Source organism: Hyphomonas sp. FCG-A18 (assembly GCF_045287255.1).
Taxonomy (GTDB): domain Bacteria; phylum Pseudomonadota; class Alphaproteobacteria; order Caulobacterales; family Hyphomonadaceae; genus Henriciella.
Genome location: NZ_CP137142.1, coordinates 2,130,696 through 2,150,951, shown reverse-complemented (window position 1 = coordinate 2,150,951; position 20,256 = coordinate 2,130,696). Strand labels below are relative to the sequence as shown.

Below are 20,256 nucleotides of genomic sequence, written 5' to 3'. Positions count from 1 at the left end.
GTGTAGAGTCCGTCATAAGATAAGCCATGACCAAGACTTATGATTTGATCTTGCGCGGTGGGACGGTGGTCTCTCCGGGTGGGGAAGCGGTAACCGATATTGGCGTGATCGGGGAGACGATTGCGACGATTGGGGACCTGTCCAAGGCCGATGCTGGTGAGGTGTATGACGCGACTGGATTACACATCTTGCCGGGCGTGATTGATAGCCAGGTGCATTTTCGAGAACCGGGTCTGACGCATAAGGAAGATTTGGAAACGGGCGCTCGGCAAGCTGCGCTTGGCGGGGTGTGTACCGTCTTCGAGATGCCGAACACTAATCCGTCGACGATTACGCCGGACCTGCTGCTCGACAAGCTCGACCGGGCCAAGGACCGGATGGACACTGACCATGCTTTCTTTGCCGGCGCAACCAATGAGAATGCTGAGCTGCTGACCGATATGGAGCAGATGCCGGGCTGTTGCGGTGTCAAAGTCTTCATGGGGGCCAGTACGGGCGACTTGCTGGTCAAGGATGATGAAGGTGTTGAGCGGGTTCTGCGCGCGATTAAACGCCGGGCAGCGTTCCACTCAGAAGATGAGTTCCGTCTGGAAGAGCGCCGTCATCTGGCTGTTGAGGGCGATTGGACGAGCCATCCGGTGGTTCGCGATGTTGAGGCTGCGGTCAGCTCAACCCGGCGGCTACTAAAGCTCGCTCGCAAGGTCGGTAAGCGTATTCATGTCCTGCACATTTCAACTGCCGAAGAGATGGAGCTTTTGCGGGATGCCAAGGATGTTGCCTCCGTTGAAGTGCTGCCGAACCATCTGACACTGGCAGCGCCGGACGCATATGAACGGCTGGGTGCTTATGCCCAGCAGAACCCGCCAATCCGTGAACAGCGCCATCAGGATGCCCTGTGGCGGGCCATCAATGCCGGGATTGTCGATGTTATCGGCTCTGACCATGCCCCGCACACCAAGGAAGAAAAGGATCGCCCATATCCGGCCTCGCCCTCAGGGACACCGGGTGTGCAGACCATGGTGCCAGTGATGCTGACCCATGTCGCGAACGGCAAACTGTCCTTGCAGCGTTTCGTTGAGCTGACCTCCTATGGTCAGCAGCGCGTGTTCGGGATCGCCAATAAGGGCCGGATTGCCGAAGGGTATGACGCTGACTTTACCGTAGTCGACCTGAAACGGCATGAGACGATTACGCATGACTGGGTGAAGACCAAATCCGGTTGGACACCCTATGATGGGTTCGAGGCTACCGGCTGGCCTGTGGCAACAATTGTACGGGGCGGCTTTGTCATGCGTGATGGTGAGATCACTCGCAAAGGTGGCGGCAAGCCAGTCCGCTTTGTTGAAACGCTTGGCCCGATTGGGGCTTAGGCGCACTCAAAAGAATGGCCTGATGCGAATGATAAACGCATCAGGCCATAAGGGCTTAAGTTGAGGAAAATGGAGAGCCCTTAAAACTTGTAACGCGCGCCTATGGTTACGGTCGCGCCGTCAAAATCATCGCTGACTTTGGCGTTGAAGAGGTTTTGACCACCGCCAATGAAACGGCGGTCAAACTCAAGGTCACGGATCTGGAAGTAGCGCGCTTCGCCGTAAATATCCCATGCGCTATCTGTCTTGAATGTCAGACCCCCGGCAATGGTTCCGGCAAGACCTGTATCATCGCCAGTTGCAACAAAGTTTGGACTTGTGGCGCCGCCACCCGCGTAGAGAATGTTTGCATCAACCCGGCCAACGCCGAGACCGCCACCAATGAAGGGGACAATTCTCTGATTGTCGGTCCAGATCAGGTCGCTGTAATTATTGATCAGGAAGAAATCGATGGTGGTCTCACCGCTGAAGGGCTGGTTGCCACCATTGAAACCGCCACTGCTGACATCGGCTTCCAGACGTGAATACTCCAGCTCAAACCGCGGGTTGAACAGGTCAAAGAATTCCCAGCCTGTCTTGTAACCAAGCGCCACACCGAATGTGACATCATTCTCGTACTCCACCGCGATCTGTGCTGGCGCGCCAGCAGTGCCGGGTGCGCCCGCAACGGGGTTCTGTATCCCGGTCAGGTCTGCATCGCCCGGAAATCCTGCGCCGACAAAACCAGCCACGTAAAAGCCCTGATCATCATCGGCATGAGCCACAGCAGCTGAAAGAGCGAGGGTGGCAGCCGTTGCGGCGATTTTGAGTGTTGTCATTGATCATGTCCTTATTGCCAGAAACCTTCCGAGCTGGCTGCGGGCATAAATGGCCTCTCGATCACATGCATCTGACGTCTTTTCACCAAGCCCTCACAGCAGTGTTAGCTCACAAAAGCGCGAGCGTTTTCGCTTGGGTGACAGGGGCAAATCGCTCCGCCATACTTACTGAAATGAGTCGGCGAAAAGGCGTTGGGGCAGATGAGCGAGCGTAAGGGACTGAACAGGCAGTTATTCTGGCTGTATGAGGGGCATGGGCGTGGGCCCTATATGTTTCGGCTCCTGCTACTCGTTTTCGATATTGTCAGTATTGGTTATTTTCTGATTGCCCCGTTCCAGGATCGTGGCCTGTCACACCCGGTCTGGGATTATGTTATTGGGAGTGTGATTGCCGTCGATCTGGCTGCACGATTCTATATTGCCCGACCAAAAACCCAATATTGGGGCAAGGTTTATAACTGGGCGGACATGATTGTCGTGTTCACGATGTTTGCCCCGCTGGTAACCCAGAATTATGCCTTTCTGCGCCTGTTGCGCGCGGTGCGGATCATCCGGGCGTTTACGCTGTTGCGGCGGCTCAAACGAGTCTCGGCATATTTGAAAGCGCGCGAACGGATTTTTGATCGCGTAACCAATCTTGTCGTCTTCATCTTCATGATGGCGGGTCTGGTTTATGTGCAACAAAAGGATGTGAATGAGGGCATCGATAATTTCGTAGATGCCCTTTATTTCACGGTGACCAGCCTGACCACAACCGGCTATGGCGATATCCTGATGGAAGGGATCTGGGGCCGGGTTCTGGCGATTGTTATCATGGTGCTTGGTCTGACCCTGTTCTTGCGCCTGTTGCGCGCGGTTACGCTCCCCGGCGGCAAGGTTGACCATGAATGCCAGACATGCGGACTTATGCGCCATGATCGAGATGCCGTGCATTGCAAGCATTGCGGTGTCGCGATCTGTATTGAAACCCGCGGGAAAGAATGAAGTATGAGTGAAACAAGCCATATCCCGTTTCGTGAGGTGCCTTATCTGCCTCAGAAACTGGTCATCGAGCAGCGGGGCGAGGCGGTTTACCTGTCCAATGGGCAGCCCTTGAAAGACTATCCTGCGCACATGCTGGTGCCGTTTAAGCACTGGGCCAGCGTCGCTCCAGATCGGGTTTGGCTGGCGCAACGCGACCCTGTCGACAGCACGAAAGAGGGCTGGCAGACGCTCACTTATGGTGAGGCCTGGCAGCGCATTCAGGCGATTGCCGCAGGCTTTCTGGAACATGGCGGTGGGCCGGAAGCCCCGGTTATGATCCTGTCGCGCAATGCCATTGATCATGCGCTGGTGATGTATGGCGCGATGTTGGCGGGCAGTCCGGTAGTACCCGTGACGCCCGCCTATGCTTTGCTCAGTCAGGATTTTGCCCGGCTGAATTATGTTGATGGCCTGATCGGTCCAAAGTTCATCTATGTCGAGGATGGGCAGGAGTATCAACGCGGGCTTGAGGGTATGAGCGTTGGAGACCGTTTGGTGATTTACTCGCGCCGCGCCCCTACAGGTTATAAGAGCGTCTCGCTTGATGCGTTTGGGGCTGCGCTCGGCGATGCGGTTGATACAGCCTATGCTCAGCTACAGCCGGATACCGTTGCCAAATACATGCTGACCTCTGGATCTACGGGCGAGCCCAAGGCGGTGATCAATACCCATGAGATGATTGCGGCCAATGCCAAGATGATTCGCTCGGTCTGGGATGAGGCGCGCCTGACAGAGCTTAGCGGTGGCCATCAGGTGATGTGCAACTTTCTGCCGTGGAGTCATACGTATGGGGCGAATGCGATCCTGCATAATATGACCGATTGGGGCGGGACGCTGTATATTGACTGGGGGGCACCAACGCCTGCGCGTCTGCCGGAAATGCTGCGTAACCTGCGCGAGGTTTCAACCACCCAGCATACGACCGTCCCGGCGGCTTGGGCAGCGCTTGCGACAGAATTCGAGAAAGATGACGTGCTGGCGCAAACATTTTTTAAGCGCATCTGCTCGATGGCCTATGGCGGCGCAGCGATGGGGCAGGACATCTATGAGCGGATACAGAAAGTGGCAGTGCGCCTGACGGGGGAGCGGATTTCGCTCTCGGCAGGCTATGGCGCAACCGAGACAGCCCCGACCGCAAGCAATGTGCACTGGCCAAATGACACAATGGGCCTGATCGGCCTGCCGCTGCCGGGGAATGTTTTCAAACTGGTTCCGAATGGGGAGAAGCAGGAGCTCCGGGTGAAAGGCGTTAATGTTACGCCGGGCTATTATCGCAATGCTGAAAAAACGCGCGAAGCCTTTGATGAAGAAGGTTTCTATAAGCTTGGGGATGCGGTTCGTTTTGTTGAGCCGGACAACCCAAATAAAGGGTTAGCCTTTGATGGGCGAACCGCAGAAGAATTCAAACTCGCGAATGGCACCTGGGTCTCTGCCGGAAAGCTACGCGTACAGGTGGTGCAGGCGGTTGATGGGGCTTTATCAGATGTTGTTGTGTGCGGCCTGAACCGTGATGATATTCGTTTATTGGGGTTTCTGAATGAAGGTTATTGTCAGCGCCTGGTTGGCGAAAACTTGTCTTTGTCAGATTTGGTGACCAATCAGACAGTACGCGAGAGTGTTGAAGCCGGGATTGCCAAGCATAACGCTGCCAATCCTAATGCTGCGGCACGCATAGGAGCCATCCTTTTACAGGATACACCGCCGCAAGCAGATGCGGGTGAAATAACGGAAAAGGGATATATCAATCAAAACAAGGCACAAAGTCTTCGTGCTGGAGCGGTTACTTCGCTCTATGAAGCAACTTTGACGAGTGATAAAATCTGCATCTGACCCGTTTTCTCGCGACAAATACATAATTCTTGAGAATGATAACTTGCAACTGCTATCGCAGCGTAACATATTGCCCGTGTTGAGTGCGTGCGCTAACGCACCAACAGCCATATCCCCTTTGTGGCTTGTCTACGGACCGAAACAGGATGGTCGACCGCTTTTGGTGGATGGCCATCCTGTTTTTGTTTGCCCCCTGTTCAAATTCATATAGCCGCCTAAACAGAGGCAAGAAAAGTTTATGAGGGCTGTTATGAGCAACACAGACACCACCAAAATGACAGGTGCAGAAGCACTGGTTGGAACACTTGCTGACAATGGTGTTGCGGCCTGTTTTGCCAATCCGGGGACATCGGAAATGCATCTGGTGACGGCGCTGGATGGTGAACCGCGCATCCGTTCCGTGCTGTGTTTGTTTGAAGGTGTGGCTACTGGCGCTGCAGATGGTTTTGCGCGAGCGACGGGTATGCCAGCCATGACCCTTTTGCATTTGGGGGCCGGTTACCTGAACGCAGGGGCGAATATTCACAATGCAGGTCGGGCAAACTCACCAATGGTCAACGTCATTGGCGATCATGCGGTTCCGCACCTGAAATATGATGCGCCGTTGACGAGTGACATTATGGGTTTGGCCGGACCGAACTCGGCCTGGATCAAATCCGCTGACAAAGTTGGTGAAACCGGAAAGCTGGCGAGTGAAGCCTTTGCCGCAAGTTTAGGCCCGAAGCGGGGGCCTGTTTCCCTGCTTTTGCCCGCGGATAGTGCGTGGCTTGAAGGCGGCGAAAAAGGCGCGGTGATTACCCCGCCTCGTCTACGCACTGTTAGTGCAGAAAAGGTCACTGCGGCCGCAACCGCGATCAAGGCCGCCAGCAAGCCAGTTATCGTAATGAATGGTACGGCGCTGACTGAGGCCGGACTACAGGCAGCGGCGCGCCTGAAGGCAGCGGGCATTCGGGTTCTGACTGATACATTCTATGCCAAGATGCGGCGCGGGGCTGGTGTCTTTGCGCCAGAGCGTATGCAGTATTTTGCTGAAGGCGCGATGGCTGATCTTGAAGGCAGTGATTTGATGCTGGTTGCCGGGACGAGCCTGCCCGTGGCCTTCTTTTCTTATCCCGGAAAGCCGAGTCTGCTGGTGCCCGAGGGCTGTGAAACCTTCGACCTCGGCGGGGCGGACACCGATAGTGCGGCAACTCTAAGCGCGCTGGCTGATACTCTCGGCGCGATGGAGGCGGCCCCGGTTGAAGCTTTGAAACAGCCAGAGGCCCCGAGCGGTGAGTTGAATGCGGCAACAGTCGGGCAAAGTCTGGCGCGACATATGCCTGAAAATGCACTGGTTTCAGATGATGGCGTTTCAAATGGCTTGATGTCTTATCTACCAACGCAAAACGCGCAGCCGCATGACTGGATGATGTTGACCGGCGGTGCGATTGGCCTCGGTATGCCGTTGGCGTTGGGCGCTGCGATTGGGGCACCAGACCGAAAGGTTATCTGCATCAGCGGTGATGGCGCGGGCATGTATACCAATCAGGCACTGTGGAGCATGGCGCGTGAAGGCGCGGACGTCACGACGATTGTCTTCGTCAATCACTCCTACCGTATCCTGAATATCGAACTGTATCGAACTGGGGCAGGAAACCCCGGCCCAACAGCCAAGGATATGCTGTCTATCGGTGGGCCTGACATTGATTGGGTCAAGCTATCAGAGAGTATGGGGGTTCCGGCGGTTGAAGCGACCACAGCTGAGGCGTTTGATGCCGCATTGGCGCAAGCGATTGCGGCACCGGGGCCACGCCTGATCGCTGCGGTTGTTCCGGGTTAAAGCAAGGCGTCCTGTACCGTTTTGGTCCAGCCGACATGAGTATCGCTTCCGGTTTCAATGACCGGACGCTTGATCAGGGTTGGATTTGCGATCAACAGCTCTTGTGGATCGCCTGCTCGCTCTGTCTCGGACAGGTTGCGCCATGTGGTTGAGCGTTTGTTGATCAGTGTTTCAGGCCCAGCCGCATTGAGCCAAATCGGAATCTTTTTGGCAAGATCGGCATCAGCGCGAATATCTACGAAGGTCACAGGCTGATCTGCCCCTTCCAGTGCTTTGAGCGCTTTCTTGCAGGTGTCGCAATTTTTCAGGCCGTAGAGAATCAGGGACATTGGGCACTCCTTTGATTAGAGTGCAGATGGCAAGCCTGAAGAATTTGTCTAGTCCTTGTCTCGCTTTGACAGATCGAGATGACGAACGGTCTTTTCCTGACTGAGCTTATCCGCAGCTTTCTGCGCTTTTGTACGTCCGTATTTGATGCGGTTCTCTGCGGCGCGTTTCTGCTTTTCCACGCGCGCCTTGGCCTTGCGGGCCTTATTGAGATTGATCGGCTCTGTCATAGGGCTTGGATATCGCCAATCAGACTTGAGCTCAATTATTATTGGCGACGAGTTTCAAATATGGAGCAGGGCTGCGGCTGACTGGGGGGTGCAGGGCTGTCAGGCGGTGACGCCAGAGTGGGCGTCCATTCAATGTGCTTTCGCTGCTCAAGGTCTGATACAGGCAGAGCAGGCGCGGGCGTGCCTGGCTTGCCATATGATGCCCAATAGGGGTGAAGGCCAGTTCGACCTCAATCTGTTTACCGGTCAGCGTTTCGCCATTGGCTTCGGCAATACCGGGCAGGCGATTTTCAAGAACGGCATCCAGGAACCCGGAAATCATCTTACGATCTGGTCCGGTCCAGAAGTGCAGGAAATCATGATCCTGCAAGGCCCGTCCCAAAACGGTATTCAGGGCAGAGCCAGCATTTCGAAACAACCATAAGCCATCCGCCTGACGTTCAATCACGAATAAAGCATCGATCAGGTCTGGATGGTTATTGGTGAGAGGTCCCTTGCTGCGAGCGCCAGTTGTGCCATCAATTTGGGACCATGCGTCCAAGAGGAGTTGGGTGTTTGGATGCATCGTCTGCGTCTTCATGCTTGCCTCGGCTCTTTATTAAGACAGCGACCAGGTCGCGCCTGAGAAATGGGTTTGAAGAGCCACTCGCAATGATCGCGCCAGTTTTGAACTCGCGCTTAAGGCGAGAAGTGTGTCGCTATTGAGCGGCTTTCTCCCCACACGCGAAAGTCGGCACGGAACCTGCTTATTACCCGGTGAAATGTCAGGGAGACATCTAATGACCGTATCAACACGGAACACATTTCTTGCAGCCGCCGGTGGGCTGGCTTTGATTGCATTGGGCGGTGTCGCCTATGCTGGCGGCGGTGATGGCGGTAAATCGCCTTGCTGTGGCAAAGGCCCCAAAGGCCATGGCGTGGTTGTGCCGGGTGTCCACGTCGCTGGACCAAACGTTATGGTTAGCGGCCCAAAAGTCGTCGTGAACCAGGGTAGCGTTATTTCCAAATCACAGACTTTCCTCAGCACCAGCGTTGTTGGCAGTCAGCAAGGTGTCATCGTTTCAGGTGGCGGTGGCTATTATTCCGTGCCCGGCGTTGCGCCAACGAGCATTGGTTCCCTGAATGTGGAGGGCAATGTCGAGACCTATCTTGAGACCATTACCGAAGAGGTCGCGACAACCGAAGAATATTGCGAAGAGACCGTCTCTATGTCGCGTGCTATGCGCGCTGTGCAGGCCGTTTGTATTGATGACAAAGGTGCCCCGCACCCAGCCTCTCAGGTGATTGGTGAAAAGAAAATCTCTGGAACTTATGGCGGTGAAGTTTTCCGCTGTATGGCCGGTACGCACATGCAGGTTACCCTGGGGTCTGTAGACAAGGGCCATTCCAGCTTTGCACATGGCGAGACATTCTCTTGCCGTAAGGGTGAGGCTCTGGTGCACAAAGCGGGTGGTCATCTCGCCTGTGCGCCGCAGAAACCACAGCGCTCTTGTAATGAGCGCTCATTGCTGCGCCGTCACGGGCCGGGCATCAAGCTGATCGAAAGCACGGTTAAGGCCAAAACCTGTATCCCGAAGACCCGCACTGTTATGCGTCCAGTTCAGCGCCAGGTTGAGCGTGTGCGCCAAGTTAAAGGCCAGCCAATGGTGTTTGACGGTGGTGTTGGTCAGGGTGTGAACTAACCCACTATAATATTTCTCCCTAAGAAAAGCCCCGCCCTTTGGCGGGGTTTTTTGTGTCACTATTGCAACGGGCTGCAACTCTGTTGATAAATCCTGTGTGAGGCTGCTTGAATCGACCTGTGATTGTACTATTCCACTTATTACGGCCCGTAGAAGGCTGAACCCCGGAAACGATAATCACAGGATGCGTGAGATGAAGAAAAACATGGTCGGCCTTAAGGCTGCTCTGACCTTTAGTGTCGGTTTTGGTGCCTTGATGGCTGGCAGTCTTGGAACTGTTGCAGCACAGGACACTAGCGATGAGCAGGAAGTCAGAACCCTGAATACCGTTACAATTACGGCAACCAAGCGAGAGCAAACACTGCAAGATGTTCCGATTGCGGTTTCTGTGGTTGATGATACAGTTATTGAGCAGGCACAGATTAACGACATTCTTGATTTGCAGTCTGTTGTGCCATCATTGCGTGTCTCTCAGTTACAGCAGTCTGGTAACTCTACCTTTATTATCCGTGGCTTCGGTAATGGTGGCAACAATCTTGGGATCGAGCCTTCGGTTGCGGTCTTCATTGATGGTGTCTATCGCACCCGCGCCGCAGGTGGCCTGTCTGACTATGCCGATATCGAGCGCGTTGAAGTGCTTCGCGGCCCGCAATCAACTCTGTTCGGAAAGAACGCATCTGTTGGTGTGATCAATGTTGTGACTGAGGAGCCGCAATTTGAGTTTGGCGGCAGTGTTGAAGGTACCCTCGGCAATTATGATCAGAAGATCATCAAAGGCAGCATTACTGGCCCGATTTCAGATGAGGTCGCTTTCTCTTTGAGCGGTAGCCACAATACACGCGATGGCTATGTCGATAATCTTGGAACTGGCTCAACCCTGAATGACCGCAATCGCTATGCGCTTAAAGGTCAACTTCTGTATGAGCCAAGCTCAGACTTCTCGATCCGTTTGATTGCTGACTATGACAAGCTGGATGAAGTTTGCTGTTATGCGCCAAACGTCTTCAATGGCCCAACCTCGGCAGTCATTTCTGCGCTCGGGGGAGAGGTGATCAGCAACCCATTCGGGTATACAGCCGATACCGATCTTGATCCTGTCAATGAGATTTCCAATGGCGGTCTGTCTGCTGAGGTCAATCTTGAAACGGGTCTGGGTACGCTGACTTATATCGGGTCTATCCGTGGTCAGGAGTTGATGAGTAATGCTGATGCGGATTTCACAAATGCGCGCCTGATCAGTTCCAACCTGCTTGATTATACGATTGATACTTACACGCACGAATTGCGTTTGGCTGGTGGTACAGACAAGCTCGATTACCTTGTTGGTGCTTTCTACTTCGATGAGACCCTGGACCTGCAAAGCGACGTGCTGTTCGGACCGCAATTCTACGATTATGCGAACATTTCAGCACAAGGCGCGATCCCAGCGCTTGAGGCTTTGCTCGGCTTCGCGCCTCGCACCTTCTTTGCCGAGGGGGATGGCTCACGCGAGACCTTTACCCAGGACAACCAGAGCTATTCTCTTTTCGGTCAGCTTGATTACCAGGTCACGGACCGCCTGACGGCAACGTTTGGTCTGGCATACATCAATGATGAGAAAGAAGTGACGGGTCAGGTCAACAATAGCGACTTGTTCTCTTCACTGGATCTTGCTGCAGAGTTTGATGATCCTACAGTTGTCTCAGCGCTTGCGCCTGGTCTGGCCGGAGCGACCTTTACCGAGATCGTCTTCACTCAAGCCTATGCAACTGTGACAGGAAATCCGTTTGACGCCGCAGACTTTGGGGCGCTTCAAGCCGCCGCAGGTGGTGGTGATGCAACTGCGATTGCCACACTGCAAGGTATTCAGGCCACAGCGGCAAACCCGGCCTTTATTCAGGGCGTGCAAACCGCAACAGCGGCAGCTTTTGCTGGAGGGTTTGAAGCGCTGCAATTCCTGCCAGGGTTTGTGGACTTCCCGAATGCGGTCGAGAATGGCAGCACCAATGATGACAAGGTCACTGTGACCGCCCGTCTCGCCTATGACGTGAATGACAATATCAACGTCTATGGTAGCTATGCGACGGGGTATAAGGCGTCTTCCTGGAACCTGACCCGTGATAGCTCTTTCTTTGCGGCTGATGCGGGTGCTTTAGGCGCTGCAGGACTGATCCCACCAAACCGCCTGTCAGGGACGCGCTTTGCTGGCCCAGAAGAGACCGAAGTGTTTGAGATTGGCGCAAAGCTGTCTTATTCGAACTTCAACCTGAACCTCGCCCTGTTTGATCAGACGATTGAGGGCTTCCAGTCCACAATCTTCTCAGGCACAGGCTTTGTCCTCGCCAACGCGGGTGAACAATCCACGATGGGGGTTGAGTTTGACGCAACATGGTTCCCGATTGATCAGGTTCAACTGACCTTTGCTGGCCTGTTGCAGGACCCAGAGTATGATGACTTCCAGAACGCCCCCGTTGCGACGGGCGGTGAGCTCGATCTCGCTGATGGTGTTGAGGATGGCATTGGTGACCTGACTGGGCAGCAGCCGGGCGGTATCGCCGAGACCAGCTTGTTCTTTGGCGCCCAGTACAATCACGATTTCAATGACACGATGAGCGGTTTTATCCGTGCAGACTATGTCTATGAAAGCGATGTACAGGTTGTTGATAATATTCCGGGCCTGAACCGTGAAGTTGGCACGATGAATGCCAGTTTCGGTGTGGCTTGGGACAATGGCCTTGATGTCACCGTCTGGGGCCGGAACATCAATGATGATGAGTATTTCACATCAGGCTTCCCAACCACCGCGCAGCCGGGCAGTGTCAACACATATGCCAGCCAGCCGGCAACTTACGGCATTACGGTTCGCAAGAACTTCTAAGCCGAAAAGTTTTATGAACTTTAGAGAAGCCCGCATCGAAAGGTGCGGGCTTTTTTGTGTCGGGTGTTTAGGCCCTGCGTAGACTTCCGGATACGTTGCTGAGTTGACTGATTATACAGTGTGTCTGCTGGGATGTATGAAGATCGGACGGGAGCCTTGGTTATGAAGTTACTGGTTGGGTATGCGACGAAAGAAGGTCAAAGCCGGAAAATCGCGCGGTACCTTGCTGATCGAGCCGCCGACAAAGGGTATGGGGTAGAACTGCTCTCGCTTCAGGATACTGAGGACATTCAGGTTACCCGTTTTGATGAGGTATTACTGATCGCACCTGTTCATGCTGGGCATTACCCTAAGACGTTGGGGGAGTTTGTGTCGGCGCAGGCAGACAGCCTGAAAGGGAAACCAACGCGCTTTATCTCTGTCTCATTAGCTGCGGCAGGGCACGATGCTGAGGACTGGCGGAATCTGGACAAGATTGTCGATGATTTCGCAAACGCGACAGGCTGGCAGCCAACTGAAGTTAAACATGTGGCGGGTGCCTATAAGCCGTCCCAGTATGACATTCTCACACGCTTCATTATGCGCCGGATCATTACCGCTAAAGATCCTGAAGCTGATCTGGGCATAGACAAGGACTATACAGATTGGTCGGCCCTGGAGGCATGGCTGGATAAAGTTTTGGTGGCGTAAGCCGATCCCTATTCGGGGCGCTGCCTTAACAGTAGGGTCAGAGCGATCAAGCCCATGACCAGCTCATATCCGGCAAACATCCAGCTTGACGGTTGCGCACTATCCCCGGCGATCAGCGATGCAACTCGCCCGATCATGTAGCCGCCCATATACGTGGCAACAAAGCAGAGCGCGGCAAAGCTTAGCTTCGCTCGCATCGCGCCCAGCAGACAGAAAATGCCTGCACCGAGGCTGACCCCGCCATAGATGCCCCGCATCTCAAACAGGCCTGAGACCCCTCCAACCTCAACGCCCAGACGAGAGGTCATGCCTGCTGGATCGGTAATCGACCAAAGGCCAAAGGCGAAATACATCAGGGCGGTGATCAGAAGAAAAATGCGGGCCATCATAAGCGTGACATAGTCTGTACCCGAGCATGGGCGAGTTTAACTGACTGTGATTTTCAGGAGAACTCTGTTGCCTGTACGCCTTGAGCGAGGGCATAGAAGCGGGAGACTTGACCGGGCTAGCGTCTGACCTGTCACCATTGTTGCACATAAGGAGCTTCCTATGCCGTTTGATATGCCCCGCCACGATTGGAGCCGTGACGAGATCCGCGCGCTATACGAGTTGCCTCTGGATGCGCTGGTTGGTCAGGCTTTGGAGATTAAACGGGTCAACTGGCCAGATGGTAAGCTTCAGAAAAGCCAGTTGCTTTCAATCAAAACCGGCGGGTGCGCTGAGGATTGCGGTTATTGCAGCCAGTCCGTGCATTTCGATACGGGCCTGACGGCTGAGAAGCTGATGCCGCTCGATGAGGTGGTTGCTGCGGCCAAGCGTGCCAAGCAGGGCGGCGCAGATCGGTTTTGCATGGGGGCGGGCTGGCGCTCACTTAAGGATCGCGATGTGCCGAAGGTTGCGGCGATGATTTCTGCTGTGAAGGCCGAAGGTCTGGAGACCTGCGTGACGCTCGGTATGCTGGAAGAGGGGCAAGCGGAAGCGCTGAAGGATGCGGGGCTTGACTATTACAACCACAATCTCGACACCTCGCCAGAATATTACGGCAAAGTGGTTACGACGCGCACCTATGATGATCGTCTTGATACGCTGGGCAAGGCGCGCAAGGCCGGGATGAAACTGTGCACGGGTGGTATTCTCGGCATGGGTGAGGGGCGCGAGGATCGGATTGGCCTGATCCATGAGCTGTCCAAACTGACGCCGCATCCTGAGAGTGTGCCGATCAATATGCTGGTGCCGATCGAAGGCACCCCGCTTGGCAAAAGTGCACCGATCAGCGTGACCGAAATGGCGCGCGCGATTGCCACGTGCCGTGTGGTCTTCCCGAAGAGCTGGGTGCGTTTGTCTGCTGGGCGTGAAGGCATGAGCGAAGGCGAGCAGGCGCTCTTGCTATTGGCGGGAGCGAACTCGATCTTTGTTGGCGACCGCCTGCTCACCACGGACAATCCGGGTGAAGACCGCGATGGCGCGCTGCTTGATGCGGTTGGCTTTGAGGCTGCAAGCCATGAGGCTATGGAGCAGGGGCTGGAGACACCGAAAAAGACCCTGATCGACGCGCGCTAAGCCGTATTAGATTTTCTGAATCACGATTTGATGGCCTCGCGGGTCAATTATGAGGTGTTGCGGCTTACTATCGGCAATCGGGATGATTGCCTGAGCCGCGTTTTGCCGAGCCTTTGAGCAGATGACCTCGCAATCTAGGGTCTGCACGACAGGTACCCAGCCTTCTGACTGAGGGCTTTCTGAGGGCGGGAGGAGGCATTCTGGCGGCTCTTCCTCTGTCTCATCTTGTTGCCAAAGCGCTGCGAAGAATTCGGTGGTGGCTTCGGGTTCTGCTGTCAGGATCATGTCAGCGCTGAACAAGCCACTTGGTGGGGCATCTGGATAGCTCGGAATAGTCAGGCCAAACACAACCCCTGTCGGGCTCTGCATGATGGCATTCTGGCCGATACCTTTGACTGTGAAAGGGGCTCTTACGACTTCCCCGCCCAATTGCTCAACCCGCGCAATCGCGGATGGCATGTCCTGAACACCGAAATAGGCAATCCAGCCTGGCTGGGCTGGGAGGGTTGGTTGCAGGAAGCCGCCATGGATTGCCCTTCCGGACTGGATCAGATGGTATGCACCCGGCCCATCGCCCCAGGCAAAATCTGTCGCCTGTTCGACGACAAAGCTCCAGCCAAAGACATCGCTATAGAATTGCTTGGCGGACTCGACATTACGGGACATAAGCTCGCGCCAGATAATGTTCGGCATGTGTGGACCTGTTGGCTTGTTTGAGGTGTGGGTGTCAGCTTGTTGCAGCTCTGCCTATCCGGGCAAGCCCGTAGCGGGTTTTCCAAAACCGCTGTCGACTTGCCAATTTTGCTGGGTTAGGACGCTGGCTATGATATCAAATCTGCAAGCTGTGATCTGGGATTTTGGCGGGGTATTGACCTCCTCTCCCTTCGAAGCGTTCACCCGCTATGAGGCCGAGAAGGGCCTGCCCAAAGACTTTATTCGTGGCGTGAATGCCGTAAATGGCGACACGAATGCCTGGGCCCAGCTTGAGCGCTCGGAAGTCGATGCTGATGGCTTTGACGTGTTGTTCCGTGAAGAGAGTAAGGCGCGTGGCCATGAAGTGCCCGGAAAAGACATTCTGGGTCTGCTGTCTGGCGATTTGCGTGGCAATGTGATTGAGGCTCTGAAAACCTGTAAAGCGCACGTCAAGGTTGGCTGTATCACCAATAATGCGCCAGTTGGTAAAGGTGCCGGGATGAGCAGCAATGAAAGCAAAGCGGCTAAAGTCGCCGAAGTGCTGTCCTTGTTTGATCATGTGATTGAAAGCTCGAAGCTGGGCATCCGTAAGCCCGATCCACGCATCTATGCTTTGATGTGTGAGGCTTTGGATGTTGATCCGGCCCGGTGTATCTACATTGATGATCTGGGGATTAACCTGAAACCTGCCCGCGCCATGGGCATGCACACGATTAAAGCGCTCAGTGCGGATCAGATCCTGTCTGACTTGCACGATGCCACAGGGTTTGAGTGGTAATGCGGGTTTTGCTGGCATCTGCGCTTGCGATGGGCGGATTGGCTGCCTGTCAGCCTGCGGAGCAGGAAGCTCCACGCGTGCGCCTGTCCGTTCCAGCAGCACCTGCGATTACACGCCCGGCGGAAGCCGAAGAGGAAGTGGTGGAACTGTCTCAAGCCGCGCAGGACAAGATTATGGCGATCCGCGAAGTTCTGGCGCGCAATTCTTTGACCCGTCTCGTTCGGCTGGCCAATGCAGAACCAGCCTTTGTCTCGAATTTTGCTGGCGAGTCGCATCGTGTGCAATGGGATCTATTGCGGCGCACAGGGTTTGATCCATTGGCGCGCTTGCAGGACTTGCTCGATGGTCCATACGGAACGCGGCAGGTTGGCGAGGAAACATGGTATATCTGGCCCGACCTTGCAGCGCTTGATCCAGAGCTGTTGCGGCCCGAGCGGCTAAGCTTTCGCGACCGCGCCCGCTTACGGGAACTGGTTGGCGATGAAGGCCTGAGCAAGATTGCCGAAGGGCAGGGTTATCCCGGCGTCCGCACCGCTATTGCCGAGGATGGGCGCTGGCTCTATTTCGTGCATGAAAGCGAAGATGAAACGCAGGAGCCGGAGTAATGGCAAACAAGGTTGGGGCCGCTGTAGCGGTCGTGAAGCTGACAGATTGGGCTGCTGTGACGGGTGAGCGCGATGCCATCCATAAAACCTATCAGTTCAGCGATTTCAAAACCGCATGGGCGTTTATGTCAGCCTGTGCCTTGAAGGCTGAGCAGATGGATCATCATCCCGAATGGTTCAATGTCTATGGCAAAGTGGAAGTCACGCTGACCACCCATGATGCGAATGGGGTGACAGACCTTGATCTGACCCTTGCGACCTTCATGGATGAGCTTGCCAGCAAACTGGCTTAGCGCTGCGTCAGTCTTGCGTGTCGACGCGCCGCGGTGCACCTGTCAGTAAATTTGAAAAACAAACAGGGAGCGCCGCCATGGGACGCGTAGCAGGAAAAAAAGCATTCATCACAGGCGGTGCACAAGGCCTTGGTGAAGCCACCGCACATATGCTCGCCAAAGAAGGCGCGAAGGTCACGGTGACCGATGTGAATGGACCGGGCGCCGCCAATGTCGCAGATGCAATCAATGACAAGTATGGCGCTGGAACAGCCTTTGCCTGGCAGCATGATGTGACCAAGGAAAACCAGTGGAAAGAGGTGCTGCAAAGCGCGCATGATGCGATGGGTGGCCTAAACGTGCTGGTCAACAATGCCGGGATTGGATCGCTCGGAGATGTTGAGGCCGAAGAGTACAAAATCTTCCAACATGTCATGAAGGTCGATGTCGATTCGATCTTTCTGGGGTGTAAGTACGCGATCCCATTGATGCGCGACCATGGCCTTGGTTCGATCATCAATATCAGCTCAATCGCCGGGATTGTCGCGAGCGGAAATTATGTTTCCTACAACACGGCCAAGGCAGCGGTGCGGCATATGTCCAAATCGATTGCTCTTCACTGTGCCAAAACGGGCGGGCAGATCCGATCTAACTCGGTCCATCCCGTCTTTATCAACACGCCAATTCTGGATGGTGTAAAACAGATGTTTGGCGAAGAAGAGGGCCTTGCGAAGCTCGGCCGTCAAATCCCACTGGGCAAGGTTGGTGAGCCTGACGATATTGCCTATGCGGTGCTTTATCTCGCCAGTGATGAGAGCAAGCTGGTGACCGGGGCTGAGCTTAAGGTTGATGGTGGCATCAGCGCGATGTAAGGGCTTGCCAAACCCAAATGTTCATGTAATGTTCTTGTTCTCAAGAAGGAGAATGAGATGATTGGGTATGTGACGCTTGGTACCAGTGACCTTCAACGTGGCGCGAAATTCTATGATGCGATCTTCGCCGAGCTTGGCTGTGGGCGTATGATGGAATTTGATGAGTTCATTGCCTGGGGCAACCCACAAGGGGGCGGTGCAGGCATTGGTCTGACCAAGCCATTTAATGGCGAGCCGGCAACAGTTGGTAATGGTGTTATGGTAGCACTGGAAGCCAAGGATAAAGCGCAAGTTCAGCGCCTCTATGATATCGCTCTGGCCCATGGCGGCACCGATGAAGGTCCGGTCGGTCCGCGCGGGGATAGCGGCTTTTACGCTGGCTACTTCCGTGACCCGGATGGCAATAAGCTGAATGCCTACACGATGGCAGGTTAGGGGGCTCTGTTTGCTCTAAGCGCCACTCAAGGGCTTACGGGCTGTCACGATCAGCGCATAGATGGCCAGAATGGCCATGACAGCGGCTGAGATGAAAAAGGGGAGTGGCTTTGCGACACTGTAAAGGCTCGCGCCGATTAGTGGACCAAAAATAAAGCCCGATGGGGGCGCTGCCGAGAGAAGCGCGGCGGCGCTGCCTTGTTCGTGACGCTCCACAGATAGGCTACCCAAAGCATTCGCGGCCGGAACGGCAAGCGCTGCCCCGGCCCCAACGATCAGGAAGGCGATGCATAAGGCCCAGAAGGGTTGCAGCAGGTTTGCCCCGATATAGCCAATGGCGACGAGCGTAAGGCCCGAAGGTAACATCTTTCGCGGATCAGGTTTGTAGGGGCTGACATAGCCGAACTGGATGATCACCATCATTACCGCCAGACAGGCAAAGGCGATCCCAGTAAACAGAACGACCTGTTCCTCGCCGAGGTCATAACGATCCTCTATAAACCATCCAAGTGTTTGCTGGATCATGCCGACGGCAACGAAATAGGTGAACAGGAAAAGCAGGTGCGGGAACACACGTGGATCGCGCATGGCGAGGGGTTTTGGGCGCTTGGCTTCCTGTCGTGTCGCGCGGCTCTTGGGTAATGTGAAAGCCAACAAGAAACCACAAGCGATATTGAGAATGATTGATCCCCAGAGGGGCACCAGCGCACCAAAAGGGGCCAGCACGGTTGCGCCGGCTGGTCCAAGGATTGAACCAATACTCATCGCTGCGCCAAGCATGCCCAGCCCGGCGGCGCGCGTCTTGGCCGTTGTTGCATCGGTCATCGCAGCCATACTGGCCGGTTGCAGGCCGGGCGAGAGCAGACCAAACCAGATGCGCACAAAAACCAGTGTGAGAAACATGGTCATCCCGGTGATTAAACCAGCCAAGGCGGCTTCAAGCGCAAACAGGAAGGCCATGTTCATCAGGCCCATAGCCATTAAGGAGAAGACCATGATCCGCTTACGCCCAAAACGGTCCGCCCAACGTCCCCATTGCGGGATCATCAAGGCATAGAGGGCTGCAGACAGGGTCAGAATGCCAGCGACCTGAATTTCGGTCAGGCCAGCCTTGCGCGCGAGCGGGGCAACAACCACGAAATTGATCGTCATGCCTGCACCCATGGCGACCATAGCCAGAGCAATCATACTCTGTTGAAAGTTGCTCAGGGGCCGCAGCGGCTGCTCTGTCTCTAGCTGGTCATTTGCCATTCGGCCCTCCCATTTGCGGAAAGTGGCGTGGTTCTGAAGGGGCGGCAAGGTCGACCTAAGGGAAAGTGGTTTGCCTTTACGACAGGCATTTGCTCGGCCATTCTGCCTGAAAGCCTCATCAGATTGGCTTAAGGGAGGTCCTATGGCGATCACAATTACACCGGTTCAAGGCGTTGGCGCAGAGATCACAGGCGTGGATATCAAGGCCCTGACAGAAGAGGAGTTTGCCGCAATCCGGCAAACCTTCTGCGATCATGGTCTGATTTTCTTTCGTGATCAGGAGACGACTGAGGACGATCATATCGCCTTTGCAAAACGATGGGGCGACATCAATGTGAACCGCTTCTTTGCAACCCATCCAGATTATCCCGAGATTGCCATGGTCGCCAAAGAGCCTGACCAGACGGACAATATTGGTGGGGGCTGGCATACCGATCATTCCTATGATCATGAACCGGCGCTTGGCTCCGTTCTCGTGGCGCGGGAGTTGCCTGAGAGTGGTGGCGATACGATGTTTGCCAGCATGTACACGGCTTATGAGACGCTTGATGATGAGGTGAAAGCCCGCATAGACGGCTTGTACGCTGTCCATTCCGGCAAACATATTTTCGGTGAAGGCCCTGACACCTATTACAAGCAGACCGATGCAGGCAGTGGCGAGACAGGAACAGGCCGGATCGGCAATGCAGCGGTTGCGGAGCTCCTCGAAGACCCTGTACATCCAATCGTGATCACCCACCCCATCTCGGGCAAGAAAGCGCTGTATGTGAACCCTGCCTTTACCCGTGAGGTTAAGGGATTGGAGAAACAGGAGAGTGACCAGCTGCTCTCAGACTTGTTCACGCATGTCTTCAGAGGCAATGACTTCCATACCCGCTTTGAATGGCAACCGGGCAGTATCGCGATGTGGGATAACCGCTCCACATGGCACTGGGCCCTGAATGATTATCAGGGCCAGCGGCGGATCATGCACAGGATTACGATTGAGGGCTGTGCGCTGTCATAGTTAACCGATTACGCTATCCTTGCGTCACCCCCTTGGCGAGTGCTGGCGTATGTGCTTTACCCCATTTTGCTGCACTGCACACGAGGGGTTTCCCTTGCGTCAGCGCGTACCCATATAAGTAGCGCGGAGCATACCGCG

The 20,256-nt window shown here is 54.9% G+C and carries 21 protein-coding genes; 14 read left to right on the top strand and 7 right to left on the bottom strand.

All coding sequences use genetic code 11. The features are described 5' to 3' along the window. Positions 1-26: 26 nt before the first annotated feature. On the top strand, positions 27-1,370 hold the full coding sequence (locus RYZ27_RS10690; protein WP_406679497.1) for a dihydroorotase: 1,344 nt from the start codon (positions 27-29) through the stop codon (positions 1,368-1,370). Positions 1,371-1,450: 80 nt separating this feature from the next. Here the strand turns inward: RYZ27_RS10690 and RYZ27_RS10685 are convergent, their stop codons facing one another. Further along, positions 1,451-2,188 carry an outer membrane protein gene (locus tag RYZ27_RS10685; protein ID WP_406679496.1) on the bottom strand — a complete coding sequence of 246 codons (738 nt, stop codon included), beginning with the start codon at positions 2,186-2,188 and terminating at the stop codon, positions 1,451-1,453. 201 nt (positions 2,189-2,389) lie between these two features. Here RYZ27_RS10685 and RYZ27_RS10680 point away from each other — a divergent pair, with 201 nt between their 5' ends. The 3 genes from RYZ27_RS10680 to RYZ27_RS10670 all read left to right on the top strand — a co-directional run bounded on the left by RYZ27_RS10680 (position 2,390) and on the right by RYZ27_RS10670 (position 6,860). Beyond that, positions 2,390-3,172 (top strand): ion transporter, encoded by a 783-nt coding sequence (locus RYZ27_RS10680; RefSeq protein WP_406679495.1) that lies wholly within the window; start codon positions 2,390-2,392, stop codon positions 3,170-3,172. A 3-nt stretch (positions 3,173-3,175) separates the two neighbouring features. Then, positions 3,176-5,041, top strand: a complete 1,866-nt coding sequence (locus RYZ27_RS10675) for a feruloyl-CoA synthase (RefSeq protein ID WP_406679494.1) — start codon at positions 3,176-3,178, stop codon at positions 5,039-5,041. Between the two features lie 274 nt (positions 5,042-5,315). Beyond that, the gene (locus tag RYZ27_RS10670; RefSeq protein WP_406681780.1) at positions 5,316-6,860 is read left to right on the top strand and encodes an acetolactate synthase large subunit; all 1,545 of its coding nucleotides are present in this window, start codon (positions 5,316-5,318) and stop codon (positions 6,858-6,860) included. Here RYZ27_RS10670 and RYZ27_RS10665 read toward each other — a convergent pair. The 3 genes from RYZ27_RS10665 to RYZ27_RS10655 are packed head-to-tail and all read right to left on the bottom strand — an operon-like array spanning position 6,857 to position 7,997. Next, positions 6,857-7,189 carry an ArsC/Spx/MgsR family protein gene (locus tag RYZ27_RS10665; protein WP_406679493.1) on the bottom strand — a complete coding sequence of 111 codons (333 nt, stop codon included), beginning with the start codon at positions 7,187-7,189 and terminating at the stop codon, positions 6,857-6,859. The genes RYZ27_RS10670 and RYZ27_RS10665 overlap by 4 nt on opposite strands. A gap of 48 nt (positions 7,190-7,237) precedes the next feature. After that, positions 7,238-7,417 (bottom strand): DUF4169 family protein, encoded by a 180-nt coding sequence (locus tag RYZ27_RS10660; RefSeq protein ID WP_406679492.1) that lies wholly within the window; start codon positions 7,415-7,417, stop codon positions 7,238-7,240. A gap of 31 nt (positions 7,418-7,448) precedes the next feature. Beyond that, positions 7,449-7,997: a PAS domain-containing protein gene (locus tag RYZ27_RS10655; RefSeq protein WP_406679491.1), complete on the bottom strand. Its 549-nt coding sequence runs from the start codon at positions 7,995-7,997 to the stop codon at positions 7,449-7,451. A gap of 199 nt (positions 7,998-8,196) precedes the next feature. On the opposite strand from RYZ27_RS10655, the gene RYZ27_RS10650 reads away from it, so the two are divergent. The 3 genes from RYZ27_RS10650 to RYZ27_RS10640 all read left to right on the top strand — a co-directional run bounded on the left by RYZ27_RS10650 (position 8,197) and on the right by RYZ27_RS10640 (position 12,646). After that, entirely contained in the window at positions 8,197-9,099 is a 903-nt protein-coding gene (locus RYZ27_RS10650; RefSeq protein WP_406679490.1) for a hypothetical protein, read from the top strand. Between the two features lie 193 nt (positions 9,100-9,292). After that, the gene (locus RYZ27_RS10645) at positions 9,293-11,956 is read left to right on the top strand and encodes a TonB-dependent receptor (protein WP_406679489.1); all 2,664 of its coding nucleotides are present in this window, start codon (positions 9,293-9,295) and stop codon (positions 11,954-11,956) included. Positions 11,957-12,118: 162 nt separating this feature from the next. After that, positions 12,119-12,646: a flavodoxin domain-containing protein gene (locus RYZ27_RS10640; protein WP_406679488.1), complete on the top strand. Its 528-nt coding sequence runs from the start codon at positions 12,119-12,121 to the stop codon at positions 12,644-12,646. Between the two features lie 8 nt (positions 12,647-12,654). On the opposite strand, the gene RYZ27_RS10635 is transcribed toward RYZ27_RS10640, so the two are convergent. Further along, positions 12,655-13,035: a DUF4345 family protein gene (locus RYZ27_RS10635; protein ID WP_406679487.1), complete on the bottom strand. Its 381-nt coding sequence runs from the start codon at positions 13,033-13,035 to the stop codon at positions 12,655-12,657. 160 nt (positions 13,036-13,195) lie between these two features. Between RYZ27_RS10635 and bioB the strand changes: the two genes are divergently transcribed. Next, positions 13,196-14,206, top strand: a complete 1,011-nt coding sequence (bioB, locus tag RYZ27_RS10630; protein ID WP_406679486.1) for a biotin synthase BioB — start codon at positions 13,196-13,198, stop codon at positions 14,204-14,206. A 6-nt stretch (positions 14,207-14,212) separates the two neighbouring features. On the opposite strand, the gene RYZ27_RS10625 is transcribed toward bioB, so the two are convergent. Next, positions 14,213-14,899 carry a VOC family protein gene (locus RYZ27_RS10625; RefSeq protein WP_406679485.1) on the bottom strand — a complete coding sequence of 229 codons (687 nt, stop codon included), beginning with the start codon at positions 14,897-14,899 and terminating at the stop codon, positions 14,213-14,215. A 130-nt stretch (positions 14,900-15,029) separates the two neighbouring features. Here RYZ27_RS10625 and RYZ27_RS10620 point away from each other — a divergent pair, with 130 nt between their 5' ends. The 5 genes from RYZ27_RS10620 to RYZ27_RS10600 all read left to right on the top strand — a co-directional run bounded on the left by RYZ27_RS10620 (position 15,030) and on the right by RYZ27_RS10600 (position 17,861). Next, complete coding sequence (locus tag RYZ27_RS10620; RefSeq protein ID WP_406679484.1) at positions 15,030-15,677, top strand: HAD-IA family hydrolase; 648 nt, start codon at positions 15,030-15,032, stop codon at positions 15,675-15,677. Continuing rightward, entirely contained in the window at positions 15,677-16,282 is a 606-nt protein-coding gene (locus RYZ27_RS10615; RefSeq protein ID WP_406679483.1) for a hypothetical protein, read from the top strand. The genes RYZ27_RS10620 and RYZ27_RS10615 overlap by 1 nt, the downstream gene beginning before the upstream one ends. After that, positions 16,282-16,575 carry a 4a-hydroxytetrahydrobiopterin dehydratase gene (locus RYZ27_RS10610; RefSeq protein ID WP_406679482.1) on the top strand — a complete coding sequence of 98 codons (294 nt, stop codon included), beginning with the start codon at positions 16,282-16,284 and terminating at the stop codon, positions 16,573-16,575. The genes RYZ27_RS10615 and RYZ27_RS10610 overlap by 1 nt, the downstream gene beginning before the upstream one ends. Before the next feature lie 77 nt (positions 16,576-16,652). Further along, positions 16,653-17,426 (top strand): SDR family oxidoreductase, encoded by a 774-nt coding sequence (locus RYZ27_RS10605; protein WP_406679481.1) that lies wholly within the window; start codon positions 16,653-16,655, stop codon positions 17,424-17,426. Positions 17,427-17,483: 57 nt separating this feature from the next. Next, positions 17,484-17,861, top strand: coding sequence for a VOC family protein (locus tag RYZ27_RS10600; protein WP_406679480.1), 378 nt, complete (start codon positions 17,484-17,486; stop codon positions 17,859-17,861). A gap of 15 nt (positions 17,862-17,876) precedes the next feature. Here RYZ27_RS10600 and RYZ27_RS10595 read toward each other — a convergent pair whose 3' ends face one another. Beyond that, positions 17,877-19,112 (bottom strand): MFS transporter, encoded by a 1,236-nt coding sequence (locus RYZ27_RS10595; protein ID WP_406679479.1) that lies wholly within the window; start codon positions 19,110-19,112, stop codon positions 17,877-17,879. Between the two features lie 142 nt (positions 19,113-19,254). Here RYZ27_RS10595 and RYZ27_RS10590 point away from each other — a divergent pair, with 142 nt between their 5' ends. Then, positions 19,255-20,118 (top strand): TauD/TfdA dioxygenase family protein, encoded by an 864-nt coding sequence (locus RYZ27_RS10590; RefSeq protein ID WP_406679478.1) that lies wholly within the window; start codon positions 19,255-19,257, stop codon positions 20,116-20,118. Positions 20,119-20,256 lie beyond the last annotated feature (138 nt).